This window comes from Nostoc sp. FACHB-888, from assembly GCF_014696655.1.
Classification (GTDB): Bacteria; Cyanobacteriota; Cyanobacteriia; order Cyanobacteriales; family Nostocaceae; genus Nostoc.
Window position 1 is genome coordinate 95,524 of the sequence record NZ_JACJQM010000018.1, and the last position, 24,749, is coordinate 120,272.

Annotated in this window: 22 protein-coding genes and 1 tRNA gene; 10 read left to right on the plus strand and 13 right to left on the minus strand. The window is 42.7% G+C overall.

Translation table 11 applies throughout. The annotated features are described in order from the left end of the window. Window positions 1–560 precede the first annotated feature (560 nt). Window positions 561–2,546, plus strand: coding sequence for a cytochrome c peroxidase (locus H6G26_RS14090; protein ID WP_190729852.1), 1,986 nt, complete (start codon window positions 561–563; stop codon window positions 2,544–2,546). Window positions 2,547–2,628: 82 nt separating this feature from the next. On the opposite strand, the gene H6G26_RS14095 is transcribed toward H6G26_RS14090, so the two are convergent. From H6G26_RS14095 to glyA, 5 genes are all read right to left on the minus strand, one after another. Beyond that, the gene (locus tag H6G26_RS14095; RefSeq protein WP_229560409.1) at window positions 2,629–2,766 is read right to left on the minus strand and encodes a hypothetical protein; all 138 of its coding nucleotides are present in this window, start codon (window positions 2,764–2,766) and stop codon (window positions 2,629–2,631) included. Between the two features lie 303 nt (window positions 2,767–3,069). After that, window positions 3,070–3,486 (minus strand): PIN domain-containing protein, encoded by a 417-nt coding sequence (locus H6G26_RS14100; protein WP_190729853.1) that lies wholly within the window; start codon window positions 3,484–3,486, stop codon window positions 3,070–3,072. Further along, window positions 3,473–3,757: a CopG family transcriptional regulator gene (locus H6G26_RS14105; RefSeq protein ID WP_229560406.1), complete on the minus strand. Its 285-nt coding sequence runs from the start codon at window positions 3,755–3,757 to the stop codon at window positions 3,473–3,475. Before H6G26_RS14105 ends, H6G26_RS14100 begins: the two co-directional genes overlap by 14 nt. A gap of 5 nt (window positions 3,758–3,762) precedes the next feature. Next, entirely contained in the window at window positions 3,763–5,013 is a 1,251-nt protein-coding gene (locus H6G26_RS14110) for a competence/damage-inducible protein A (RefSeq protein ID WP_190729880.1), read from the minus strand. Window positions 5,014–5,119: 106 nt separating this feature from the next. Further along, window positions 5,120–6,403, minus strand: a complete 1,284-nt coding sequence (glyA, locus tag H6G26_RS14115) for a serine hydroxymethyltransferase (RefSeq protein ID WP_190729854.1) — start codon at window positions 6,401–6,403, stop codon at window positions 5,120–5,122. A gap of 377 nt (window positions 6,404–6,780) precedes the next feature. Between glyA and H6G26_RS14120 the strand changes: the two genes are divergently transcribed. After that, on the plus strand, window positions 6,781–7,035 hold the full coding sequence (locus H6G26_RS14120) for a hypothetical protein (protein ID WP_242053713.1): 255 nt from the start codon (window positions 6,781–6,783) through the stop codon (window positions 7,033–7,035). 13 nt (window positions 7,036–7,048) lie between these two features. Further along, complete coding sequence (locus tag H6G26_RS14125) at window positions 7,049–8,140, plus strand: exostosin family protein (protein WP_190729856.1); 1,092 nt, start codon at window positions 7,049–7,051, stop codon at window positions 8,138–8,140. A 100-nt stretch (window positions 8,141–8,240) separates the two neighbouring features. On the opposite strand, the gene H6G26_RS14130 is transcribed toward H6G26_RS14125, so the two are convergent. After that, a complete protein-coding gene (locus H6G26_RS14130) occupies window positions 8,241–11,018 on the minus strand; it encodes a pitrilysin family protein (RefSeq protein WP_190729857.1) in 2,778 nt (925 codons plus the stop codon). A 48-nt stretch (window positions 11,019–11,066) separates the two neighbouring features. Between H6G26_RS14130 and H6G26_RS14135 the strand changes: the two genes are divergently transcribed. After that, the gene (locus H6G26_RS14135; RefSeq protein ID WP_190729858.1) at window positions 11,067–11,342 is read left to right on the plus strand and encodes a hypothetical protein; all 276 of its coding nucleotides are present in this window, start codon (window positions 11,067–11,069) and stop codon (window positions 11,340–11,342) included. 28 nt (window positions 11,343–11,370) lie between these two features. On the opposite strand, the gene ccsB is transcribed toward H6G26_RS14135, so the two are convergent. The 5 genes from ccsB to H6G26_RS14160 form a co-directional block, all read right to left on the minus strand. Further along, entirely contained in the window at window positions 11,371–12,474 is a 1,104-nt protein-coding gene (gene ccsB, locus H6G26_RS14140; protein WP_190729859.1) for a c-type cytochrome biogenesis protein CcsB, read from the minus strand. A 208-nt stretch (window positions 12,475–12,682) separates the two neighbouring features. Then, window positions 12,683–14,431, minus strand: a complete 1,749-nt coding sequence (locus tag H6G26_RS14145) for a DUF3352 domain-containing protein (RefSeq protein ID WP_190729860.1) — start codon at window positions 14,429–14,431, stop codon at window positions 12,683–12,685. 547 nt (window positions 14,432–14,978) lie between these two features. Next, the gene (locus H6G26_RS14150) at window positions 14,979–15,542 is read right to left on the minus strand and encodes a Uma2 family endonuclease (RefSeq protein ID WP_190729861.1); all 564 of its coding nucleotides are present in this window, start codon (window positions 15,540–15,542) and stop codon (window positions 14,979–14,981) included. 270 nt (window positions 15,543–15,812) lie between these two features. After that, window positions 15,813–16,436, minus strand: coding sequence for a chorismate lyase (locus H6G26_RS14155; protein WP_190729862.1), 624 nt, complete (start codon window positions 16,434–16,436; stop codon window positions 15,813–15,815). Between the two features lie 127 nt (window positions 16,437–16,563). Beyond that, window positions 16,564–16,644 (minus strand) — tRNA-Leu (locus H6G26_RS14160). Between the two features lie 435 nt (window positions 16,645–17,079). Between H6G26_RS14160 and accC the strand changes: the two genes are divergently transcribed. Further along, window positions 17,080–18,423 (plus strand): acetyl-CoA carboxylase biotin carboxylase subunit, encoded by a 1,344-nt coding sequence (gene accC, locus H6G26_RS14165; RefSeq protein WP_190729863.1) that lies wholly within the window; start codon window positions 17,080–17,082, stop codon window positions 18,421–18,423. A gap of 176 nt (window positions 18,424–18,599) precedes the next feature. Here accC and H6G26_RS14170 read toward each other — a convergent pair whose 3' ends face one another. After that, window positions 18,600–18,893, minus strand: coding sequence for a YggT family protein (locus H6G26_RS14170; protein WP_190729864.1), 294 nt, complete (start codon window positions 18,891–18,893; stop codon window positions 18,600–18,602). 252 nt (window positions 18,894–19,145) lie between these two features. Here H6G26_RS14170 and H6G26_RS14175 point away from each other — a divergent pair, with 252 nt between their 5' ends. The 4 genes from H6G26_RS14175 to H6G26_RS14190 all read left to right on the plus strand — a co-directional run bounded on the left by H6G26_RS14175 (window position 19,146) and on the right by H6G26_RS14190 (window position 21,676). Next, window positions 19,146–19,265: a photosystem II reaction center X protein gene (locus H6G26_RS14175; RefSeq protein ID WP_174709687.1), complete on the plus strand. Its 120-nt coding sequence runs from the start codon at window positions 19,146–19,148 to the stop codon at window positions 19,263–19,265. A 245-nt stretch (window positions 19,266–19,510) separates the two neighbouring features. Beyond that, window positions 19,511–20,434, plus strand: coding sequence for a Ycf66 family protein (locus H6G26_RS14180; RefSeq protein WP_190729865.1), 924 nt, complete (start codon window positions 19,511–19,513; stop codon window positions 20,432–20,434). A gap of 47 nt (window positions 20,435–20,481) precedes the next feature. Then, on the plus strand, window positions 20,482–21,093 hold the full coding sequence (locus H6G26_RS14185) for a PD40 domain-containing protein (RefSeq protein WP_190729866.1): 612 nt from the start codon (window positions 20,482–20,484) through the stop codon (window positions 21,091–21,093). Between the two features lie 58 nt (window positions 21,094–21,151). Further along, the gene (locus tag H6G26_RS14190; RefSeq protein ID WP_190729867.1) at window positions 21,152–21,676 is read left to right on the plus strand and encodes a PD40 domain-containing protein; all 525 of its coding nucleotides are present in this window, start codon (window positions 21,152–21,154) and stop codon (window positions 21,674–21,676) included. Between the two features lie 44 nt (window positions 21,677–21,720). Here H6G26_RS14190 and H6G26_RS14195 read toward each other — a convergent pair whose 3' ends face one another. Then, window positions 21,721–22,725 carry a succinate dehydrogenase/fumarate reductase iron-sulfur subunit gene (locus H6G26_RS14195; protein ID WP_190729881.1) on the minus strand — a complete coding sequence of 335 codons (1,005 nt, stop codon included), beginning with the start codon at window positions 22,723–22,725 and terminating at the stop codon, window positions 21,721–21,723. Window positions 22,726–24,172: 1,447 nt separating this feature from the next. On the opposite strand from H6G26_RS14195, the gene H6G26_RS14200 reads away from it, so the two are divergent. Beyond that, window positions 24,173–24,610 (plus strand): AbrB family transcriptional regulator, encoded by a 438-nt coding sequence (locus H6G26_RS14200; protein ID WP_190729868.1) that lies wholly within the window; start codon window positions 24,173–24,175, stop codon window positions 24,608–24,610. The last annotated feature ends 139 nt before the right edge of the window (window positions 24,611–24,749 follow it).

Here is a 24,749-nt window from a genome sequence, read left to right on the forward strand (position 1 = left end):
TTAGCAATCATACGTTGAAGTTTATGGGCTAAAGACTTTAGAGTAAACACCTATCCTTGAGAGTCAAGTTCGACTTTTAACCAAGCTGCGTAGGCGCGGCCCGTCGTAGACATCGCTTGCCTAACAAAATATATGATTTAAACATCCTGAATCAGCTTTTTTTTGCCATTCATTCAAGACTACATATTATTAAAAATAATAATTTAACTACATGATTATACAATCTTTACCTAATAAATTTATTTCCGCCGTGTTGTACTAGCTTGAGAGATTGGATTAAATAATATGCTTCAAAAAGGTATCGTTTGATACGAGACACCTTGTTGTTCTTGAAATCCATAGAGAATTGCATTACTGCGGTGTGGTATTTTGTATATTGTTACAATCCATCATTTATGCGATTAAAAAGCATTATTTATATTGTTGCAATGTATTAATAGTATTATTATACTACATAGAGGACGGCTGAATCTTTACTAAGTCAGCTTCAACCTCATGGTTTCCATACGTATGCTGAGGTCTTAATGATACGCTCAAATACTGCATTAGCAATATTATTCATGCTAATTTTGATATTATTGTGGATTTATTTAAGGTATAAAACCACGATAATATCAAGATATTTACGTCCTCTGGCAATTTTCGTCATAGTTTCTGTGGCGATCGCTGGTGGAGGTATTGTATCCGCACAAGTAACACCGAACCCAGCACCCCTAAATAACATAACGAGTTTACCACTGCCTACACCTGGAGACCCTAACCCGGCGAACCCACCACTCTTGACGGCAGTGGCTCAACCAAGCAATCTCGCAGACTTTGTTGACGACCAAACAGCTTTACTCAAGCTAGGAAAAGCCCTATTCTGGGATATGCAACTTGGTAGTGATGGCGTTCAGTCTTGTGCTAGTTGTCACTTTCATGCCGGAGCTGATAACAGATCAAAGAATCAAATCAATCCTGGTAGTGGTCTTTTAGAATCGCTGAAAGATATAACTTTCCAGGTAGGTGGTGGTGCAAACTATCAACTCACTGCGGCAGATTTTCCATTTCACAAACTGGCAGATCCTAATGATCGAACCAGTACAGTTATTTCTGACACTAACGATATCGCCTCATCCCAAGGTGTATTTAACAGTGTTCTTAAGAACACTGTTCCGGGTCAAGCAGTGGATTCGACTACATCTGAGCCTGATCCAGACGGCTTTCAAGTCAATGGAATTAATGTGCGTCGAGTTGCGCCGCGTAATAGCCCAACGGTAATTAATGCAATCTTCAACAAACTCCAGTTTTGGGATGGTCGCGCCAAGGAAATCTTCAATGGGGTGAATCCAAAAGGAGCAACAGACCTTAGTGCGAAAGTTTACAAAGCTACAAAACCAAAGGAACTAACTGCTGTTTCCGTTTCACTCAACAATTCCTCTATAGCTTCTTTAGTAACCGGGCCACTATTGAGTGAATTTGAGACATCTGCTGATGGTCGTACCTTACCTCAAATCGGTGCTAAGTTTCTGCGAAAAAAAGGTCAGAAGATCAAAAGCCTTAGACCCTTAGCTAAACAACTTGTAGATCCGCAAGACAGTGTTTTAGGATCTGACAGTCGATCCCGTCAGCCCGGGCTGAAAATCGCATCTTATGATCAGCTGATTCGGAAAGCCTTTAAGAAGCAATGGTGGAAATCAAATTCAATCATTCAAGTTGACAGTAAAGGAACACCAACAATCCTCGCTAAAAATGATGATGGTAATGAGAGTGAGGAAGGACAGACTTTACCTGCCAATCAGTTTTCGCTCAGAGATTGGAATTTCTCTTTATTCTCTGGGTTAGCAATGCAAAAGTATATATCTACTCTTGTGTCTGACAAGACACCTTTTGATCAATTCCAAGCGGGAAATACCAATGCTCTCACCGATCAGGAAAAAAGCGGTCTGAGTGTCTTTGTCAATAATGGGGTTAATGGTGGTGGTAGTTGTAACGTCTGCCATGCAATTCCAGAATTCACCACCGCTTCGGTGAGAAGAACCACAGGAGTAGCTTCAACTGATTCAACTGATCCGCTAATTAATAATCCAACTAACGGCTTCTTCCCTAACTTCGGTGTCACACCTGCGTCAAATGACCCAGGAGCCGGAAAAGACAGTACCAGATCAGTGTTCAAAGCACCTGCCCTCCGTAACATCGGCTTGACAGCTCCATATATGCATAACGGTGGGATGGCAACTCTAGAGCAAGTAGTAGACTTTTACAATCGTGGTCGAGGTGATGACGGTGGACGTAACGCACCAGTATTAAACTTAACCGATACTCAAAAAGCTGATTTGGTCGCTTTCTTAAAAAACGGACTTACTGATCAGCGAGTCCTCCTTGAAAAAGCACCTTTTGACCATCCGCAATTGTTCATCCCCAATGGACATCCCGGCAATCAAAATTCAGTGACTGCCAGTGGCAATACTAATGGAACTCCTACTGCTACAGATCAGCTAGTGGAAATACCCGCAGTTGGTCGTAATGGTGTCACTAATCCTAAGCCAAATTTCTTAGGACTTTGAACTTGAAACTATAAGTATCACTGTCAAACAAGTTATTTTGGACTAAATACAGAGCCAGCGATCGCACTTATTTTACTACCTTTTAAATAAGTGCGATCGCTTCATGAAGTGCTTCTTCTTCAGTTGAACCAAATGCTGAACAGTATTTCAGATCAGGAATATTAGCAATATAGCTATCATCTTCTTCACTATAGAAAATATTAATGTGATAGTGTTTCATCTTTAGCTCAGTATCGCCACCAAAATCCGAAACAAGTCGTTTATGTCAGCAGGAACACGATATAAATTTAGGTCTTAAGTTATTTGTTTACTTTCTCGATTCTAAATTTTAGATTTGCAAGTCTGTCTAATTCAATGCTGGACTTTAGTTGATTGAGAGAGGAACGTTTTAAAGAATAGCCAAATTCAGCCAGTATATCTTCTGGCTCAAATGACATCTCAAAATAGCTTCTAAAAGTGTATGATTGATTTGGTTTAAGAATAGGAATTTTGCTCATAGCTGCGTAATTCATAATTGATTTTTTTAACATACCATCAGATTTTCAAACGGATACTTATTTTTCCAACGGTAAGCATTAAAATCTCTGAAATCTATAGACAAAATTCTTCCATCCCCCAGATGTTCTGCTAAAACTACTAACGAAGCATCGCCCAGATCCATTGGTAAGTTCGCATATTTTTCCATCAGTTCACAAATGCGTTTACCATGATGGGGTTGCAAATCAAAAACCGTAAACGCCCCTAAAAATAAGTTATTAATGAAACTTACTTGGGCATGGTTCCCCATCTTTATTAACAGTAGATAGCAAGTCTCTGTAACGACAGCCCAAGTCGTAATCAGAGGTTCGTTGACATTGGCAAGTACTGTTCTTGCTTGAGTGTGGTACGAGTCATTGCGATTTGCCAATGCTAACCGAAAGCCAGTATCAACGATAACCATACTTAGCTTTTAAACCATCTCTCAAAATTGATTTGTAATTTACAGATAGATCCGAATGTGCCTCACCGCAACCAATAAAGCCTGTTTGGGTGAGCATTGAGAAAGGATTCTTTTGCTCCTGCTGAAGCTGCTGGTAATACAATTCAATAGCAGACTTAATCACATCTGTTACTGCCTGATTAGTCTGCTGTTGAATAAAGGCTAGTTTGTCAGCATACTCGTCATCTAATCGCGCATTAATTCGCATCGCTAGGTTCGTTTGAGATAACATACCTCCTACCTCGCCAACAACTTCCGCCGCAGATTATCTAACGCTGCATTCGCGCTGACATGACGAATTAAAGCTCGACCTCTCACTGTACCAAACTGATACTCAAAACTTGTCACTTCATCTTTTGGCCCAGCTAAACCAATGTAAACTAAACCCACTGACTTCGTATCTGTCCCTCCAGTTGGGCCAGCAATACCAGTAATACTCAATCCCCAAGTTGTTGCCAGGCGAGTTTTTACCCCAATAGCCATTTGCTCTGCAACGATCGCACTTACTGCCCCAAATTTATCTAAATCTTCCTGGTTAACCCCCAATAGTCCAACCTTCACTGAATTGTCATAAGAAATTACTCCACCCCAAAAGTAATCAGAACTCCCAGAAATCTCAGTCAACATTTGCCCTAAACCGCCGCCAGTGCAAGATTCTGCCACCGAAAGCGTTTCTTTTGATGCTCGCAATAACTCACCAACCACGGAAGCGAGAGTATCATTATCAACGCCGTAAAAATCTAGTCCGGCAATTTCTTTAATTTGTTTCTCAATAGGCGCAATTAGGGCTTCTGCTGCTGCTTCTGAAGTTGCTCTAGCAGAAACTCGCAATCTTGTTTCTCCCTTACCTGCATAAGGGGCTACTGTGGGATTTGGTAACTTCAAATAGGAAGAAACTTTTTCAGCCAAAGCAGATTCACTAATTCCCCAGAACTTTAAACTCCGGCTGTAAATAATTTCTTTACCCCAACCTTGATTTTTGAGAAATGGCACGGCTGTTTCTTCCCACATCAGATGCATTTCACTGGGAACGCCGGGAAAGGTAAAAATCGTAATTTCAGGGCGGGGTTGCCAAATGATACCGGGCGCTGTTCCAGTGCGATTGGGGAGAATTTCTGCACCTTGGGGAATTAAAGCTTGCTTGCGGTTACTTGGTGACATAACCCGACCACGTTGGGTGAATTTTTGGGTTATGTCTTCGATGATGTCAGAACGTTCTACTAAGGGAACCTTAAAAAAATCGGCGATCGTTTCGCAAGTGAGGTCATCTGGTGTCGGGCCTAGTCCACCAGTGAAAATGAGAATTTGCGCTCTGGAAATAGCAATTTCTATAACTTGCTTCAACCGTTCTGGATTATCCCCAACCACTGTTTGATAGTAGTGGGGAATTCCGAGTTGCGCTAATTGTTGCGCCAAAAATTGAGCATTGCCGTTGAGGATATCTCCTAGCAGCAGTTCAGTACCAACACAAATAATTTCTGCACTCATTGGATTGGGAAAGGGGAGTGGGGATGGGGGAGCAGGGGGAGCAGGGGGAGCAGGGGAGGCAGGGGGAGAAATAACCAATGCCCCATGCCCCATGCCCCATGCCCAATTATGCTAGTGCTGGTACAGGAATTTCCAGGTGAGAATATAAGGGGAAGCGATCGCATAATGCTGCTACCCTTTGCCGACAATCTTGGGTTACTACATCCGAATCTGGAGAAAGCAGGCGATCGCTAATAATATTTGCAATCTCCGTAAATTCTGCTACTCCCAAGCCCCGTGTGGTCATTGCAGGCGAACCCAACCTCAGCCCACTGGTAACAAATGGCGATTGCGGATCAAAGGGAATAGTATTTTTATTAGCAGTAATATTTACAGTGCTGACTAACTGATCTGCCTGCTTACCAGTTAGATTGACAGAACGTAAATCCACGAGGATTAAATGATTGTCAGTGCCATTTGACACTAGTTTTAAACCCCGGTTTTGTAATTGTTCTGCCAAAGCACGAGCATTTTCAATCACTTGGGCAGAATAGGTTTTAAACTCAGGCTTTAGGGCTTCTCCAAAAGCTACTGCCTTACCAGCAATAACGTGTTCCAATGGCCCGCCTTGGGTGCCAGGGAAAACAGATTTATCTAGCTTTTTACCTAATTCTGCGTCGCTGGTCAAAATTAAACCACCTCTAGGGCCGCGTAGAGTCTTGTGTGTAGTTGTTGTTACTACATGACAATGAGGAATGGGATCAGGATGAAGACCACTAGCAACTAAACCAGCGATATGGGCAATATCGGCAAGTAAGTAAGCGCCGATTTCATCAGTAATACTACGTAACTTTTCAAAGTCAATTATACGGGGATAAGCCGAATAACCACAAATTAGCAGCTTAGGACGCTCCCTCAGCGCCAGCTCCCGAATTTGATCGTAGTCAAGTTGTTCTGTTTGTTCGTTAACGCCGTAGTGGCTAACTTGGAACCACTTACCTGAGACGTTTACAGGTGAACCGTGAGTGAGATGTCCCCCATGAGACAAATCCATCCCCATAATTTTGTCTCCCGGTTCCAACAGCGACAGGAACACTGCAAAATTGGCTTGTGCGCCAGAATGAGGTTGCACATTCGCATGAGCAGCACCAAATATCTGTTTAGCACGATTGATCGCCAGTTGCTCGATTTTGTCGATATACTCACAACCGCCATAGTAGCGTTTACCAGGTAATCCCTCGGCATATTTATTTGTCAGTACTGAACCTTGAGCTGCTAGTACCGCAGCAGAGGTAAAGTTTTCGCTAGCAATCAACTCCAAGTGATCTCGCTGACGCTGTAGTTCGTCGTTGATTAACTCCGCGATCGCTGGATCGGTGGAGGTAAGAAAGTCTGAGTTAGTCTTAGTCACTTCAATTATCCTTGTGGAAATTTGTACAACGGCTGATTTTGGTTGGGCGCAGCACCTAACAGTCTACTCTCAAGAGTCCATAGCCCAAAGTCTATAGTTCAATGATTTTTGACTGCTCTACGGAGGCGATTAATCGTATCCGTACTATTGGGGTTTAGTTGTGCCAACTTAATTTATTATTAGACAGATTAATTATCATAACGTTGCTTTTTGAAGCTGCGCTAAATAAAGCTTGTTGCGTAGGCGTAGCCCGTCGGAGACATCGCTCCTCTGTAGGACAAAAAGCTCAACGCTTCAGCAATTAATTGTGCGTAATACAGCACTTGCAGAATATGGCTGCGAAGTTCTACCCTGGAAAACTTAAGCAGTCAGTATTTTTGACAAATGAAAAACGGTTATTTACAGAAGTTTTAGCCCCCATAGCCGAAAGTTTAGGGGCTTATGTTGTGGATGGAGCTACGGATGCGGGAGTCATGCAATTGATAGGTGAGGCTCGTACCTATATAAATGCTAGGTTTGCTTTGATTGGTGTAAGACCCGAATTTATAGTATGTATAAAAAATGCATGGTTAAGGGTTATTTTAAATCAATTAAATTTATTGTATAATCCCTCAGTTATTCAACTAGCTTAAGTCACGTTAAGATATGCAATTAAATATCTATTCTGATAGAAATTACCTTCCAGAAGGGATGGAACCAGTGATAATACTTTATCCTTTTTGGAAAGAATTTATCCCTAGTGAAAAATACCCTTGGTCTAGAGCGTATGGCAAGTATATAGAAATAAGTAATTCCCTTTTTAAAATGACTTCGTTAGAAGAAGCTGATATAGTTGTTATGCCTACAAACTGGAGATTGATCAGAGGAGATAGTTGGAGAAGTAAAGTTAATAAAGAAGCAGAAAATCTATCTATTGAATTTGCAAATAAAGTAGCTAATAGCGGCAAAGAAATAGTTGTTTTTTTTGCAGGTGATTGTTGTGCCGAAGAAATTCCTGTTAAGAATGCAACAGTATTCCGAATGGCAGTATATCGGTCTAAAAAGGGGCAAAAGGATATTATTATGCCTTCTTTTACCGAAGATTTTGTTGAAGAATATTTAGGGGGTGAAATATCTCTCAGGCAGAAATCTGATAAACCTGTTGTTGGATTTTGTGGTTTAGCAGTACCGGATTCATGGGAAAAGAAACTAAAAACGGTTTTATTTCACGGGGCGATGTTAACCAAATCATTAGAGCTTGGAGTTTCGCCTTACAAGGGGCAAATTCTGCGTAGTCAGGCTCTGAAAATACTTGCAGAAAGCCCCTCTTTAGTAAACACAAACTTTATCATCAAAGGCGAAACAGTATTTCTAAATACACAAGATATAGAGCAAAGACAGAAGGCTCGTGCTGAATATGTGAAAAATATGGTTGAGAGCGACTACATTTTGTGTTGTCGTGGTTCTGCAAACTATTCCATTCGATTATATGAAATTCTCAGTTGTGGTCGTATTCCAATTTTTATTGATACAGACTGCGTTTTACCTGAGGAGTCTATAATAGACTGGAAAAAATATTGCGTATGGATAGATGAGAAGGAAATACCACATATTGCAGAGAAAGTAGCTGAATTCCATAGCAATCTTTCAAACCAAGAATTCTTAAATTTGCAGCATGAGTGCCGAAACCTGTGGAATAATAGGCTTTCTGCTGAGGGATTTTATACGAATTTTCATGATCATTTTTCAAAAAAATAATTCATTCAAATAAGTATTATGTCCAGAACGAAATAGCTTTAAGCTAAAACACAAAGGCGTAAAGCAAATTTTAGCACCTTTGTGTTTTGGCTTGAGGTAATTAGCTGCCCTTGGGTACAGTCTCTCCAGGGCCAGCAGTGACAATTATCAAACTTTCCGGCTTAATTAAATCTTCAATTGACTGTTGCATCTGAGCCATAGTTACTGCTTCAATCCTCTGGGGAAAGTCTCGGATTTCTGAGCGTGAAAGTCCCAAGACAGCATTATCCAAAATGATACTTGATACATTACTAGGATTAGCTAAATCCACAGGGTAGCTATTAGTAATTGAGCGTTTTGCCGTGTTGAATTCAGCCTCAGTTACTCCTTGTTCGCGCAACTGTTTGAGTAAAGCGAGAGTACTGGCGATCGCTTTTTGGGTATCACCAGGAGCAGTCTGCATCTGAATCAAGAACGGGCCGGGATTGATTCCGGCGGCAAAACTACTATAGATACCGTAGGTTAGACCTTGGCGATCGCGCACTTCTGTACCCAAGCGACTCGATAAGGTATCACCACCCAAAATTTGATTCATTATCAATGCTGCATAAAAACGCGGGTCTTTCCGAGAGATACCGTTGTAGCCTATGTAAGTAACAGCTTCGGATTTACCAGGTATAACTTTGTTCAAGCGTGTCAAAGTTTTTGGTAATGGCACGGAGGGTATTTTGAGAACAGGTGGCTTATCTGTGGCTGACCATTCGCCAAGCGCCTGATTTAGCAAAGCTTTTACTTTAACTGGCTCAAAGTCTCCAACTATTGCGATCGTTGTGCTATCTGGTCGGTAGTGTGTCTGGTAGAACCCAAGTAAATCATCACGAGTAATGCTCTTTAAACTCTCATCTGTGGGAAAGCTATGGAACGGATGATTTTCTGGGTAGATTGCCTGCTGAAATACTTGTCTTCCTAAACCTCTGGGGTCATCTAGCTGGACTTTGAGGCTTATTAACGCCCGTTGGCGGCTCAGTTCTAACTGTTCAGCGGGGAAAGTAGCATTTTCTAACACATCTGCCAGAGTTTGAATCAATATCGGCAGGTTTGCTGAAAGTCCCTCACCGCTAACGCTAACTCCTTCGCGGCTGGCACTAAAGCTCAAATCGGCTCCCCGGTCTTCTAAAGTTTTTGCTAGGGTAAGAGCATTTTTAGTCTGCGTCCCATTCATTAAGTTGGTCGCAGTGAGATTCGCTAATCCAGCTTTTTGATTGCCGTCAAATTCAGTACCAGCGTCAATTTGTCCGCTCAGGTTAATGGTGGGAAGGCTGCGATCGCGCAAGAGCAAAACCCGCAAACCGTTATTTAAGGTAAACTCTTCTGGTAGTGATTGTTTGCCCGAATCTGTAGCTGATGTGGCAGGTGGCAGATATTTAGCCAGTTCTGCTGGATCTACAGGTTTACCGGGGCTGAAATTTTCCACAGTGCGCCCAGAACCAGCGCTAGAAGTCCCTGGTTTACCATCTGGTTGAGTTGGCTCAAAGAAGCCGATGGTTTGTTTAGCCGGATTGAGGTAAGTTTTTGCTGCTTGCTGCACCTGATCTGGGGTAACTTTAGCGATCGCAGCCAGATACTGTTCAATAAAATGATAATCGCCGGCCACAATTTGGTTATATCCCAGTTGGGTTGCCTGACTAGTGATGTCTTGGTTCCCCAAAACAAAGGAGGCTTGCAGTTGTGTCTTCGCCCGGTTCAATTCTTCAGTAGTAACTGGCTGTTCTTGCAATTTTGCTAAAGATTCTTTGAGTACTTGGACAATTTTCCCCAACTCTTTACCCTGAGCCGCCGTAGCATTAATTTCATACCAACCTGGTTCGATGAGTTCGGCAGCACCACCACTAACTGAACTAGCGAGTCCAGATTCTACCAAAGCCTGGTAAAGTCTAGAGCTACGCCCACCTGTGAGGATGGCATCCATCACATCAATTGCCGGGACATCTGGATGCTTGATATCTGGCAGAGGATACACAGCTTGCAGTAGTGCCGCGCTTCCAGGTTGCTTCAAAATAATCGGTTCTTTTTTAGTAGCAGGAGCAACTGGAGAAGACGTGGCGAGATTTTCCCTCACCGTGTCCTGTTTTGATCGTTTTGCCAACTTTCCATAAGTTTCTTTCACAACTTTGAGTACAGGTTCTGTGGCAAAATCTCCTGTAATCACCAAGGTGGCATTTTCTGGGCTGTAGTAGGTTTGGTAATAATTCCGCACCTGCTCCACCGTGAATTTTTCTACATCAGCTTTTGTGCCTCCCACAGGTAAGCCGTATGCTCTGTTAGGAAAAGCATCTCGCATCACTGCTCGGCTCAGACGATAGCCTGGTGAATTTTCGTACCCCTGTAACTCGGAGATCACCACCCGCTTTTCGCTTGTGAGTTGTTCCGGCCCAATTAAAGAGTTTTCCATGCGATCGGCTTCCAGTGTCAGCAGTGCTTCGAGTTTGTCCCGTTGTACTGTGCCAAAGTAAGCTGTTTCGTCATAACTAGTAAAAGCATTAAACTGGCTACCCAAGGCACTAAATAACCTTCCAAACTGTACTGGACGGGCAGTTGTACCCTTGAACATCAAATGTTCTAGCTGGTGAGAAATGCCATTTTCTCCCTTAACCTCGTTACGTGAACCAACTTTATACCAAACTTGTACACTCACCACTGGAGCAGTATGGACTTCCTTTGTAAGCACCGTTAAGCCGTTGTCCAACACCATTTTTTGCACCCCTTGGGTGAATGAGACAGCAGATACAGGCGCGACTGCTGTTGGTGTTGCAGCATTAGTGAAATTGCCCGAAAACGATACGATACTTAGGATAAGACTGAGAAAAAACCCGATAAGCATATATGAACGTAACTTCATAAATAAGCGATCGCTTTTTATAAACTAGTAATTATTTGATGCTAAGTCATGTCTCAAGTTACCATCCGGCTGGAAACACCACCATTGGTGCTGCGTGCATTTCAGGATAATAAAATGCCGTTTTTAGCCTATCGCTGTGACTTAAAAGTGGCGAAGTATCATAGTTTAAATGCGCCTTACCCAAAAGCCGAAGCGATCGCGTTTATAGAATTAGACCTCTTGCAAAAGTCCCTAACACCCCATACCCAACCCCTCCTCACTTGCTTGCTCAGGGGATTAGGGGCAGGGAGACAAAGCTACGCTTTGGCGGGGTGGGGTTCTTAATTTTTAATTTATGCAAGAGGTCTAGTTTTTAAAAGAACCAACCGTAAGAATGCAAACCTTTACCCAAAAGATTCACACCGAGATAGCAAATCCAAACAACAACAAAGCCAGTAGCGGCTAAAATTGCGGGACGACGACCTTGCCAACCACGAGTGATTCGGGCGTGTAGATAAGCGGCAAACACCAACCAGGTGATTAATGCCCAAGTTTCTTTGGGGTCCCAACTCCAGTAGGAACCCCAGGCTTCGTTTGCCCAAACGCCACCGGCAATGATGCCAATTGTCAATAAGGGAAATCCTAGTCCGATGATGCGATAGCTGATATTGTCGAGGGTTTCGGCAAGGCTAAGGCGCTGAGGTGAAAGAGGTTCAGAATTTTGGATTTCGGATAGCGAAGCGTTAGCGAGTCCTCGAGCGTCTTGTGGATTTTGGATTGGGGTTGTTGTGACTAAACCCAAAACAGCAGTGCTACCGTTCCCGTTGCCGTTGCTACTAGTTTCAAAACGGGTAAAACCGTTATTTTCGGCAGAAGGGGCTGCTGGTTGAGAAATTAGTTCAGCTGCTTTGTGCAAGCGGTAGCCGTTGCTGCGATAGCCACCAGTACCTACAGAACTACCTTGTAGTTGAATGTTTTGACCACGAGTGACAATCAGAAAAGCGATCGCTAATAATGCACCCACCATTAAAGCAGAATAACTCAACATCATGACGCTAACATGCATCATCAACCAATTTGACTTTAAGGCAGGTACTAGAGGTTCTGACGCTTGCATCTGGGATGGTAATGTCATGGTAGCGAAAGCAGCGATCAACATTGCCACTGGAGCTGTAATAACTCCTACTAAACGGCTACGGCTACTACTTTCAGCAATTAGATGGACGGTGGTAATTCCCCAAGTTAAGAAAAATAGGGATTCATAGAGATTACTTAAAGGAAAGTAACCAGCTTCTATCCATCTTGCTCCTAGTAGAGTCGCCATGCATAAATTTGCGATCGCCATCCCAGCTGTCCCCAAAGCGGCTAGATAAGGCAGATTTGGAAAAGCCGCTCCTCCCCAATACACGAGCATTGTTAGGAATAATATGGCAAAGGACGCATTGTCCAGCCAGTTCTGGAGTACAACCAGATTCATAAAGTCTTCTCTCCGTGGATGAATTAAAATATGGATTCTGACTGTTCTGATCCTATATGCTTAGTGGGTCATGGGACAGGAGAAATGGGAAATGTACATTGGGCATTGGGCAAGAGAACTTGGGGACAAGGGGAAAGACTTGTTTCAAGTTCTCACCTCTTGTCCCCTTGTCCCCTTGTTTCCCCTGCTCCCTCTGCTCCCCATTCCCCTATCTAACAGAGTTGCTTTTATTGCTTTCTGGACTAGGCAAGGCAGTAGAGTTTCTAACTTTTTTGAGTGCTATAAAAATGTCATAACGGTTACTGCGATTGTCGCTGACACCAGATGTCATCCCAATTGAGCGCGTTGCAGCTAGCAAAGTTTGTTGATTAGGAATTAGAGTTGGTAAAGGGAAATTTTTCACAGTTCGTTCCACATCCAGGAAAAATTGACCATTTGTCGGATTTGGTTCTGTAGGAACTGTTTGTTGGAAGGGAAGAGTGCTAGCTAATATGTTGTTGGGTTTGGGAACAATTTTATCAGTGATGGGAGCGCCCACTACTAAAAAGGCAACATCTCCATCTAACCAGCCGTGGGTGGCAGTTAACGTACCATAGGGTGAAACCCAGTTAACAACGGGTTGCCCTGCGACTTTCGCCGGTTGGACTTGGAACTGGTATTGACTTCTCATCACTTCATCGAGCTGTTTTATGGATGCTTCAGCTGATTGGCGATTGCTTGCCTGTACCATGAACAGCAAACCCACAAGAAAATCATCTGGTGAACCTTGTTTTGGAGTAGTCGGAATCAGTGATAAGGAAAACTCGCCTTTCATCCAACTGAGCAAGTCCTTATCTAAATCGAGGTCGGTAAGCGATTTTATACCACCTCTGATCTGTTCTGGTGCGATCGGCGATCGCGGATTTCTCTGAGATGTTAAAACGTAATCTTCCCATAATCTCTGTAAGTTACCACCAGATAACATCATCAAGGTTTCTGCTGGTACCCGGCTTTGCATTGTCCCAGCTTTGTTTTCTACCGCCAGCACCCGTTGACTATTAGGGTTTAACCAAGAAACGCCCTTAAAGCGAATTCCTTCTGCCTCTAAAGTCATTGTCCCCGCTAAACCTTGATTATTTTGCAGTTGAGCCAGAACTTGAGCAGGTAAAGGGCGATTTGGAGAAGCTGCGGCTATTTTGGCTGCTGTAGGCACATTTACGTAAAACTGGCCAAAGCGTTGGTAGTTCGCAATTTTTGGAAAATTCTCAGCAAAGCCCCCTGTTGTGGCTAGGGATGTTTGATTTTTGTAGGCGTTGATCGCTCTTTCTGTGGCTTTAGGACTATCAGTTATAACTAAAAAACGCCTATCTAATAATGCTGCTGATAAGTTCTCGCCTGCTTGTCCTTCAATTTGTTTAATGGTGATCCCTTGATAAGTACGGTCAATCCATTTGCCTTGTTTAAGGGTTTTGGGTTGTGCCAAAATATTTTTGGCAATTTCTGGATTTTTGACTGGCAATACCATTACCATCGACTGCTGATTACTTGCAGCATCTTGATTAGTGGTAACTGGTTTAGGTAAAGCTTTATTCACTGTTGCTGGGGCAAGAATTGCGATCGTAACGTCATTGCCTACCCAAGGAGCGATATCTTTTTGAAAGTCATAACCATTATTAGTTAGAAAGCGATCGCGCAATTCTATTAAATTTTTGTCCAGTTCTGCTTGGGTTTCTTTTGTGCCAAACTCCCGCAATTTCTGCCACTGCTGGGGATCTGTTGTCAGAGAAACCGCAAATAGGGCATCACCAGGAATAATATTTGCACCTACTAGCAAATCGCTAGAAGATATTTGTCTCTGGCTTAACAACCAGTATGTTACACTTCCGGCACCAATCAATAGCCCAGCAGCCGAGAGCGTCAGCACCAGAGAGGGTTTTTTAGTTTTCTTCATTGGAACAGACACAAGAGGCGGTGCCATTGAAATCTATACCTTATACTTGCAAACTTATTACTTGCTTGATTAGTCAAGTACACTCACAGGTTTACCCATCCCTTAGGGCAGCTGATTATATTAAATTTTTCCACCCTAAATGTTTATGGTACTTGGTAATCAAGTTTTCCTAGTCTTTTAAAGGGATGTTTTTGGCTCAGTTACCATTTTTAACACGCTTTGTTGAATTTCGTAGGACGTTTCCCTGAGATTAATTCCTCTGTCGGGAAGTTTCCGCAAGTAAATCTATTATTCCAAGCAATTTGAGAATATAACTAACTGGACAAAGCTGCAAGTCAATTTCAGCGACTTGGCTTTGCTCGGTTGCGATCGCACTACTTCACAAGTACAGTATTTTTTAGGGCAATGCGGTAGTAAAGCCATGCTGTCACGCTTATTGCCTACCTATACTTCAATCCGCTTGGGTTAATAAAATTCTTTTTAAACGTAGACGAAAAGAGGCTTGCCGAACGCTATCGCAGAGACGCAGAGAATACAGAGAGAAGAAACAAATGCTTAACTTAATTGTATTGACCTATACTTGCAACTCAAATCCAGGTAATATATCTTCTCCAGAAACAATCGCTGGCATTTGCACAACTTCTACAGCTTTCAAAAGTCGGTAAATTTCAACTTGACGATCTTGAGGATTGATCAGCCAACCCAAACGCAGACCATTTTTAATGTATTCCTGCATTTTCTCTTGAATTGGTGCAAGGCGATCTGTCTCCGATCGCAGTTCAATCAAAAAGTCGGGTACAAGTAGCGGAAATTTTTTTCGTTGTTCTGGTGTTAAAGCTTCCCACCGCTCCAGTTTTACCCAAGCAGCATCAGGAGAACGTTTTGCATTGTTGGGAAGTATAAAGATAGTTGAAGAACTAAAAACTTTTCCTAATTTCGCTTGACGATTCCAAATTTCTAAATCAGCGATCAGTCCAGCTTCTTGATTTCCGCTTTCTCCTCCTACTGGTGGCACAATTATTAATTCTCCGGCTGCATTCATTTCCAGACTGACATCTCGATTGGCAATACACAATTGATAAAATTGCTCATCGCTTAAATGAGCAATTGGTTTTAGATTTAGCACAACAGTATTCATTAAACCTTTCCTCGTGTCCTTCTTGCTACCATCAGTAGGAAATTCTTGCTTATTGTAAAATTTCTTGGGGTGTAATTTTTAACCTTTCAAATAAGTAATATTCTCAACTATCAGTACCACATTTGGTTTTGCCTAACAACGGCAAACAATCACCGAAAACTCATTAGTTTAACGGCACTACTACCAGAAGCGATCGCTGCAACAATAACTCAACGTTCCTTTGATAACTTTATTGTACGATTTCAGTCATTCGCGCCACATCATGGCTTTTTACTGATTTTGGGAATTTAATTGCATCGCTCCCAAATGTTTAGTTAAATAAGGCGAAAAAACTTCATAAATTAAGGTTAGTGGTTGTCCATGATGCCAAAACAAGTAGTGGCGACCCCAAAAAGGCCCAGTTACATCAAAACCAGACTCTAGCGCCGATGAGTCACCATAGTAAATCCCTCGAACATCCCGATATAACTCTGTGCGGAGACGAGCTAAACTTGCCCAAATTGGTAATGAACGATTTTGCAAATACTCATCTACATGACTGGCTTCCCACCACGAGGTAGCATAGGCTAATCGTTGACCAGAAGCAGTTCGTAGCCACACTTGTCGCCGTAGCCGCGGCCCTGGTACAGCTTGGATCAAGTCAGGTGCAGCATCCAAGTCCATGCCAATTAATGACATATCAATGACATCTACTTCTACAGGCTCACCTGTAAGCAATTCTAGATGACGTGTTGGAGAGCCGTCACCCAAAAGCATTAGCTGCCAAGCAGGTGCTAGCTGAGTATGAGGTAAACTTTTTTGAATCACTTCCTCCCCTCCTTGCCAAATCGGAGTGAGGCGATGCCAAGCTGCTGGCAGTGTTAAGTTGTTTGTCGGCGTAAAAGTAATACTCAATGCTTTTTACAAAACTTCACGTATCTCTATAAAAGCATAAAAAACCTGAGCTATACCAAGATTTAAGGGTCAAAAGTCTAAGGTCTATTGACCTATGACTATTGACCCTTTATTAACAAACAAAATATGCGGATGGCGAGACTCGAACTCGCAAGGCAAAGCCACACGCACCTCAAGCGTGCGCGTATACCAATTCCGCCACATCCGCACGGTTTGTCTAAACATAGACTATAGCATAAGAAAATAATTATAGTAAGGTGATATCTAAGTTATATTTCTCAAAAATATAAATTTCCTCAAGGCGGTATCAGACTGACAGAAATTTAGCAGATGCACAAGTGATATTAAAAAGGGTAGAGCGACTGTGGGAGGTGCGGTGCGATGGCGTACCCGCCCGCCGTAGGCGATGTCTACAACGGGATACGCCTACACAAAAGCCCAGTTTAGTAAGCTAGGCAAGATTTACAGCAGCAATGTTGTTAGTCTAGTAAGACTAGTAGAGGCAGCAAGCCTGCAATATGCGAGTTTGCTTAGTAATCAGGGTGGCGAATCTCCTGTGATAATTTGAAATAATGCGAAAGCATCGTTTCAAGTTGGATCGGAGAAAATGTCAATCTACTGGTAATGATATCGAAACTAAAAAATGAAGTTTGACAAAATATTAATTGCCAATCGGGGAGAAATCGCCCTTCGTATTCTCCGCGCCTGTGAAGAAATGGGGATTGCGACAGTCGCGGTTCATTCCACCGTTGACCGGAATGCTCTCCACGTCCAGCTTGCTGATGAAGCGGTTTGCATTGGCGAACCTGCTAGCAGTAAAAGTTATTTGAATATTCCCAATATTATTGCTGCCGCACTGACACGCAATGCGACTGCGATTCATCCAGGCTATGGCTTTTTGGCAGAAAATGCCCGGTTTGCGGAAATCTGTGCCGACCATCATATTGCTTTTATCGGCCCAACTCCAGAAGCTATAAAGCTGATGGGGGATAAATCCACTGCCAAAGAAACCATGCAAAAAGCTGGAGTCCCGACAGTACCAGGTAGTGAGGGGTTAGTAGAATCCGAGGAAGAAGGATTAAAATTCGCCAAGGAAATCGGCTATCCAGTGATGATCAAAGCCACAGCAGGTGGCGGTGGACGGGGTATGCGCCTGGTGCGTTCTGAAGATGAATTTGTCAAACTTTTCTTAGCAGCCCAAGGGGAAGCAGGAGCAGCTTTTGGTAATTCTGGTGTTTACATAGAAAAATTTATTGAACGTCCCCGCCACATCGAATTTCAAATTTTGGCGGATAACTACGGTAATGTTATCCACTTGGGCGAACGGGATTGCTCAATTCAGCGCCGGAATCAAAAGCTACTAGAAGAAGCACCAAGTCCGGCTCTCGACGAAGACCTGCGTGAGAAAATGGGACAAGCTGCTGTCAAAGCTGCCCAATTCATTAATTACAGTGGGGCGGGTACTATCGAGTTTCTCTTGGATAGATCCGGTAAATTCTACTTTATGGAAATGAACACCCGGATTCAAGTAGAACATCCTGTAACAGAAATGATTACTGGAATAGACTTGGTTGCCGAACAAATTCGGATTGCTCAAGGAGAAAGACTCAAGCTTACCCAAGAGCAAGTAGTTTTGCGGGGCCATTCAATTGAGTGCCGGATCAACGCTGAAGACCCAGATCATGACTTTCGACCTTCTCCTGGACGCATAAGTGGCTATCTTCCCCCTGGAGGCCCTGGTGTTCGCATTGATTCCCACGTTTACACAGATTACCAAATCCCGCCTTACTACGATTCTTTGATCGGGAAGTTAATTGTTTGGGCCCCAGACCGAGCCACTGCTATTAACCGTATGAAACGCGCACTCCGGGAATGTGCCATCACTGGACTACCCACCACCATCGGGTTTCATCAAAGAATTATGGAAACTCCACAATTTTTGCAGGGTAATGTCTACACAAGTTTTGTCCAGGAAATGAACGGCTAGTACCGCAAGGCGGAAGTCAAAAGTCAAAAGTCAAAAAGCTTTAATTTTGGGCTTTCTGGCTGTAATGAAATGGTAGGTTTATTTCCACCAACCTGTACTAGGGGGTGGGGAGTGGGAGAAGATGAGGGAGATGGACTGGAACCAATGCCCCATGCCCCATGCCCCATGCCCCATGCCTAATTTACACGAGCCAGCATAGTCAGCAATCCTTGCTGACCTAGTAATATTTCTCGCACCAGACTGAAGATACCAACCCAAATAATAGGTGTAATATCCACTCCGCCTATAGGTTGTACTAGTTTTCGCAATGGCACTAAAAATGGTTCGGTGGGCCAAGCTATTAAATTAAAGGGCAAACGATTCAGATTCACTTGCGGATACCAAGTGAGAATGATCCGAAATATAAATAAAAATGTCATCAGCCCTAATACAGGGCCAAGAATCCAAGCAGTCAGGTCAACACCAGTCATCGGTTTAAGGTACTATCTGTAAAGAAAAACTTAGGCAACGGCAAGCCGCGCTTCGCTCACGCCAAAAAATTTGAAGCTTTGTAAAGCACTCTCATCATCATTTTAACCAAATGCTGCCACTTCCTTGTGGAATACAAAAGCAAACTTCCTCACAGCACTTAACAAGTTTGGCAGTTCAGATTTAGAGGCTTCTCAAGAAAGTAATACACTATTAAAATTAAGATGAAGTGTGTAAAAAAAAGGTTTAGAAGTATGACGCCTTCTTTAGCAAATTTTCTTTGGAGTCTGCTATGGGGTACTGCAATTGTTGTAATCCCCGCTACAGTTGGTCTAATTTTCATTAGCCAAAAAGATAAAATCCAGCGTTCATAATGCTTGTGAGAGTTAATTCAACTCTCATAACCTATTGTCTGTCAGCTATTTATGATTGCACTAAAAACAGCAGTATTTGCCGCTACTGGTAGTTGTAGATTACAGACATAGGTATTTTTATTTTTCGGTGAACAGCTTCAGAGCTTCTTTGCCAGAGGCTTTGAAGCTTTAATATATCGTGACTAATTACAGTAGTGATTTTAATTGTGACTCGCTAACATAGATTTGATATTGGGAAAACAGCAATGATAAATTTTGGGCTGAACTCAGCCAGTTTTCTGGCTCAGGTAAATTTTGGGGCAAACTCAGCCAGTATTCTAGGAATTTTCCTGGCTGTGGCTGGGGCAGCACTGTATTTTCTCCGCACTGTGCGTCCAGAATTGTCACGGGATCAAGATATTTTTTTTGCGGCAGTCGGCTTGCTCTGCGGCTTTATTCTCGTGTTTCAAGGATGGCGCTTAGATCCGATTTTGCAATTTGGTCAACTGCTTTTAGTTGGCACAACTGTGTTTTTTGCAGTTGAAAGTATTCGTCTGCGAAGTATAGCTACCCAGCAAGCAAAGCGCAACACTCCGATTGTGGACGATGAGCGAGAGGTAAGCAAAAACTATTCCTATAATGATCGCAGAAAGTATCAAGCTGAAATGGATGCAGACTTAGATCCATTGCCTTATGAAGACGAGGAAGAACGCCCCGTGCGTCCCCGGATTCGGGGTAGCAGGGATGAGATTTCCACTCGTGATAACTACTACGAGGAGCAACCTCCTCGTCGTCCAGAACGCCGCAACAGCAACAGCAGCAGTAGCGAAAGACAGGCTCCACCAGATAGAACGCGGCGGCGGACTTCTGGGCGTCCTGTGAATCGCCCTTCTGAAACCTCTGAAGAAGAAAATTGGGGTTCTTCATCTAGGCAAGTTGATGATTGGGAAAGTTCGGGAGGGGAAGTCAGAAAACCTTCTCGTCGTAGTAATAACGGACCCCAGCGTTCAGAAAGTCGTGAAGATGATGTTGCTCCCAGACCAAGAAGACGTCGTCCACCCACTGACTCAACTCCTCGAAGACCGCGTGAAGATGATGAAGCGATCCCAACGGATTATGTACCATATAACCCGATTGAAAAGCCAAATGAGGGACTAGATAATTCGACCGATTTTGATGATGATGTTTAAAACAGTTGGCGTGGAAGTAGGTTTAAAGGCAACGGAAAACAGTTGAGGTGGAAAAATTTACGCCTACATTTTGGCTCCAAAGACCAATTCATTGGAGCCTGGTTTTTGGTTTAACCAGTTTGCTTGCGTCTTGTGGCTCTAACAATATTCCCATAGGGCCTACTTCCCTCAACAGTCGCTACACCGAGGAGCAACCTGCTTTGAGTGGAAATGGGCGCTTTTTAGCGTTTGTATCTAATCGGAATGGTAATCAGCAGCTACTGGTTTTCGATTTGGAGAGGCAACTATTTATTGGTACACCTGGCATAAACCGAGCGGAGACAATTGCTGAAAGTCCTAGCTTGAGCTATACCGGGCGTTACATTGCTTATCTTACTAGCGACCAAGGTAGACCAGTGGTAGCGCTTTACGATCGCGCTACGCAACAGTCGCAAATCGTCACACCAACCTATCGCGGCTGGGTGAGAAAACCAAATATCAGCCCAGATGGACGTTATGTTGTCTTTGAAACCGCCAGCCGTGGTCAGTGGGATATTGAAGTCTTAGACCGGGGGCCAAATATTGAGTTAGATATTCCTAATGGTGCAACTGTAGGTTCACCTCCGTACAAGAGAGGGAGCAGGGGAGCAGGGAGCAGGGAGATGAGGGAGAATAATTAATGCCCGCGCCCCATGTCTAATGTCCAATGCCCAATGCCCCATGCCCCATGCCCAATATATGAAACGTATTTTTTTTATACCTGCATTTTTAAGCTTAAGTTTATTGACTGGGTGTTTTGGCTACCCTCGGCTTTTGAGTTATCCCTTTGATCCGGGAGGGCGGAGTCTCAATAGTTTAGCGTCAGAATTAAACCCCCAAATTTCTGGGAGATACATTGTTTTTATTACTGACCGACGCGGTAGCCAAGATGTTTATATGTTTGATACAGTGACTCGTGATTTGGTTGATTTGCCGGGTTTAAACTCCCTTGATGCGATCGCAACTCATCCTAGCGTTTCACAAGATGGCCGTTATATAGTATTTGGTGCTAGCCGTCAGGGGCGATCGGCTATTTTTCTCTACGACAGGGAAACACGCCAATCACGAAATTTGACTAATAACCTACAATCTGAAGTCCGCAACCCTACAATTAGCGCTGATGGTAGTAGGATTGCTTTTGAATCCAGTAACAACGGTCAGTGGGATCTTTTGGTATATGACCGTTATGGACAGCCGTTGAATATACCTCAAGAACCACGTTGAAATAGAGTAAAGAGTAAGGAGTTAAAATTCCTAACTCCTTACTCCTAACTTTTGTTTTCTACTTGTTGCACAGATTCAATGAGCGATCGCACTTGTTCCGTCCCTTCAGAAGGTTCAAATGATAGGGGAAACTTACCCCGAACGATCATCCGTAAACCGAGGGGTGCAAGACTTAGTAATCCTCTTAAATCTTTAAAGTAGTTACCGACAACTTGTAAACCAAATTGACGTTCATCAATCCAACCACCTTCTTTAACTAAATCCACCAATACTTTTCGGTGACGAATTGAGCGACTATCACTAGCTTGTTTGTGCGTGAGAATTTCTTGTTTAATTTTGGTGATTTGTTCTAATGGTGCAACCTCCATTGGACAAACTGAATCACAATACAAACAACGGGTGCAACCCCATACGCCTTTAGTACCTTCGTTGTAGCTTGCTAAACGATTTTCGGTGTCGCTATCGCGCGAGTCTGCTACCATCCGGTAAGCTTTGGCAAGGGCATGAGGGCCAACAAAGTTTGGATCAACTTCACGGGCGTTGCATTCAGAGTAACAAGCACCACACATAATACAGTTACCAGTTTGATCGAGGCGCGATCGCTCTTGAGGTGTTTGCAAAAACTCTCTTTCTGGTACTTGTCGGGCTGCCGTACTTACATAAGGAGCAACTGCCTCTAGATTATTCCAGAAACTGCTCATATCTACAACCAAATCTTTAATCACGGGCATATTCCCCAGAGGAGCGATCGTGATTTCGGGAATGGGATTTACTTTACTTTGGGATGATGGTATTTGTTGTAATCTGGCAAGTTCACTGCCAACATTTTCCTTACAAGCTAAAGCCGAACGTCCATTAATTCGCATAGCACAGCTACCACAAATTGTATTACGGCAATTTTTGCGAAACGCCAAAGTTCCATCTTGCTCCCACTTAATATGGTTGAGGCAATCCAGGATTGTATTACTTGGTTCTGCCTCTACAAGGTAGCTTTGCACAACGGGGGAGGAATTTTGTTGCTGTCGAATAACCTTAAAAATAACTTCCATGACCACTAACCAAAATTTTAAAATTGCTTCACCAGCCTCAAAAATCATGAGTCAAGGCAGGTAGTTACGAAAAGTGAGCTATACTCTTTTTGCCCTTCATTCAAAGCCTGGTGTTGATAGGCTGACGACGAAAGAGCGACTGATTCTACTTTAAGCATAACCATTAAAACTTTACTTTTAGCAGCGTTTTAGGCAATATTTGTGTCAAATTCTGAGATTAAACGCCAAAAATGTAATTATAGCTTTGCATTGAATTTACCTGTTTAGGAATGTAAAGGAAAGAGCATTTGCTAAGAGAGGGATTTACGTTCATCTCTGACCTAGCGATTATATCCAAATTAAATGCATGTTAACTTGAGTCAGAGCAACTAGCTGGAAAAATTCTGCCTTCGCTACCACTTGACGGGATTTTTTGATTATATAGAAGTGTAAAAGGGTATGTTCAATATATAGTAGTGGCAATCAAGCGTTAGGTATATGTTAAGAGATTTATTCTTCCCATAGACAGACGTACAAAATTCTCTGACTGCTTTTGAGCTTACGGTAATAAACCGAAAAAGAATCCTTACCATTTTCAAATAAAACTTCTTGTACTGGGAATCCTGGATGTGCAAGACTTTTATATTTTTGCCTCCTCTCAATCAAGAAAACCTTGGATTTAACATATTGGTCAAAACTGCTCGTCTAAATTAGATAAATTTTTATAAAAGGCATAAAGCAATACTCACGGTTGCAATAAAGGGTTAGGAAAATCGTCACTGCTTTTTCCAACCTTTAAGTCCAGGGATTTAAATAAAAATTTACTAGCAATTTTAATTCAAAATTAAACAATTATTTTGCTATTATTAGTCCATGCTAGTATTTAATATAAAATTACGAAGACACAAAACCAGAATCAATAGCCGTATCAGCGCGGCTACTACTGCTTTGTTGATTCGTAGTGTAGAGACAAGAAAATTCGCGTCTCTACTGGCAGGACAAAAGGGTATATACCCATAGGACTCTATTGAAATACTATGCTGTCCTAAGCTTGAGAGGACGAGTAGAGAAAACTCTACCTGCTCATTGGCAAGAAGGGCAAGCACTAGAAGTGGAAAACCTGCATTTTTTTGGATCTACGACTTATTTGGAGTAGACCTAACCTAATTTGTAAAGGTGGCTGAAAGTTACACCGCTACAGTAGCGCCAAAAGAGAAAATAATTTCATTTCTGATGGCGAATAATGGTTAAAAGTGCCGTGAAATTAGCAAAATTAATTTCTATGGCAACTATGACCTCTAATTGGTTGTGGACAACCATATATAGAAGTGCTTTTGGCTCCTATCGGCAGGAGTTGACCCATTACACTAGAGTCCTAAGTAGCTCTATGCAAATGCTAAAAAGCCAAATGCTGGCATGAGACTACATCGTTTTTCAGTTTGGAGAGAGTAAGGAAAATTTGAGCATAATGACTGAAACTGCAACCGCGCCATTAACCGGAAAAGCACTACTTGCTAAAGTAAAAGAACTTTCCACTTTACCACGCCGAGAAAGAGCTAAACAGTGCGGCTATTACACTGTTACTAAAAATAACCAGGTTCGTGTCAATCTCACCGATTTTTATGACGCTTTGCTATCGGCTAGAGGAATTCCTCTAAGTCCAGAAGCACCTAAAGATGGTCGTGGTCGTGAACCGACATATCGGGTTAGTGTCCATCAAAATGGTCAGATTGTAATTGGTGCTACATATACCAAAGCAATGAGCTTAAAGCCTGGAGATGAGTTTGAAATTAGGTTGGGATATAAGCATATTCACCTGATTCAACTCGGTGAAACTGATAAAAAACTAACCTCACAAGATATAGACTCCGACGAATCAGACGAAGATTTGGAAGACGAAGAGTAAATTTGCTGATGGTATGGTAAGGATAAGTTTCAGTTGATGATAACTTTTCCTTACCCCGGCAGAAAACTAGTAGCTCTGATTTAGAACATTTTGTCCCAGGTAAAAAATACGATTAGACCCCTTGCAAAATTCACGAAAT

Coding starts and splice junctions, on each gene's coding strand:
- H6G26_RS14175 (WP_174709687.1), top strand. CDS start 19,146: ATGACGCCTTCTTTAGCAAATTTTCTTTGGAGTCTGCTATGGGGTACT.
- H6G26_RS14170 (WP_190729864.1), bottom strand. CDS start 18,893: ATGACTGGTGTTGACCTGACTGCTTGGATTCTTGGCCCTGTATTAGGG.
- H6G26_RS14110 (WP_190729880.1), bottom strand. CDS start 5,013: ATGAGTGCAGAAATTATTTGTGTTGGTACTGAACTGCTGCTAGGAGAT.
- H6G26_RS14135 (WP_190729858.1), top strand. CDS start 11,067: ATGTCTCAAGTTACCATCCGGCTGGAAACACCACCATTGGTGCTGCGT.
- H6G26_RS14130 (WP_190729857.1), bottom strand. CDS start 11,018: ATGAAGTTACGTTCATATATGCTTATCGGGTTTTTTCTCAGTCTTATC.
- H6G26_RS14195 (WP_190729881.1), bottom strand. CDS start 22,725: ATGGAAGTTATTTTTAAGGTTATTCGACAGCAACAAAATTCCTCCCCC.
- H6G26_RS14180 (WP_190729865.1), top strand. CDS start 19,511: ATGATAAATTTTGGGCTGAACTCAGCCAGTTTTCTGGCTCAGGTAAAT.
- H6G26_RS14190 (WP_190729867.1), top strand. CDS start 21,152: ATGAAACGTATTTTTTTTATACCTGCATTTTTAAGCTTAAGTTTATTG.
- H6G26_RS14150 (WP_190729861.1), bottom strand. CDS start 15,542: ATGAATACTGTTGTGCTAAATCTAAAACCAATTGCTCATTTAAGCGAT.
- H6G26_RS14095 (WP_229560409.1), bottom strand. CDS start 2,766: ATGAAACACTATCACATTAATATTTTCTATAGTGAAGAAGATGATAGC.
- H6G26_RS14090 (WP_190729852.1), top strand. CDS start 561: ATGCTAATTTTGATATTATTGTGGATTTATTTAAGGTATAAAACCACG.
- H6G26_RS14125 (WP_190729856.1), top strand. CDS start 7,049: ATGCAATTAAATATCTATTCTGATAGAAATTACCTTCCAGAAGGGATG.
- H6G26_RS14100 (WP_190729853.1), bottom strand. CDS start 3,486: ATGGTTATCGTTGATACTGGCTTTCGGTTAGCATTGGCAAATCGCAAT.
- ccsB (WP_190729859.1), bottom strand. CDS start 12,474: ATGAATCTGGTTGTACTCCAGAACTGGCTGGACAATGCGTCCTTTGCC.
- accC (WP_190729863.1), top strand. CDS start 17,080: ATGAAGTTTGACAAAATATTAATTGCCAATCGGGGAGAAATCGCCCTT.
- H6G26_RS14105 (WP_229560406.1), bottom strand. CDS start 3,757: ATGTTATCTCAAACGAACCTAGCGATGCGAATTAATGCGCGATTAGAT.
- H6G26_RS14145 (WP_190729860.1), bottom strand. CDS start 14,431: ATGGCACCGCCTCTTGTGTCTGTTCCAATGAAGAAAACTAAAAAACCC.
- H6G26_RS14200 (WP_190729868.1), top strand. CDS start 24,173: ATGACTGAAACTGCAACCGCGCCATTAACCGGAAAAGCACTACTTGCT.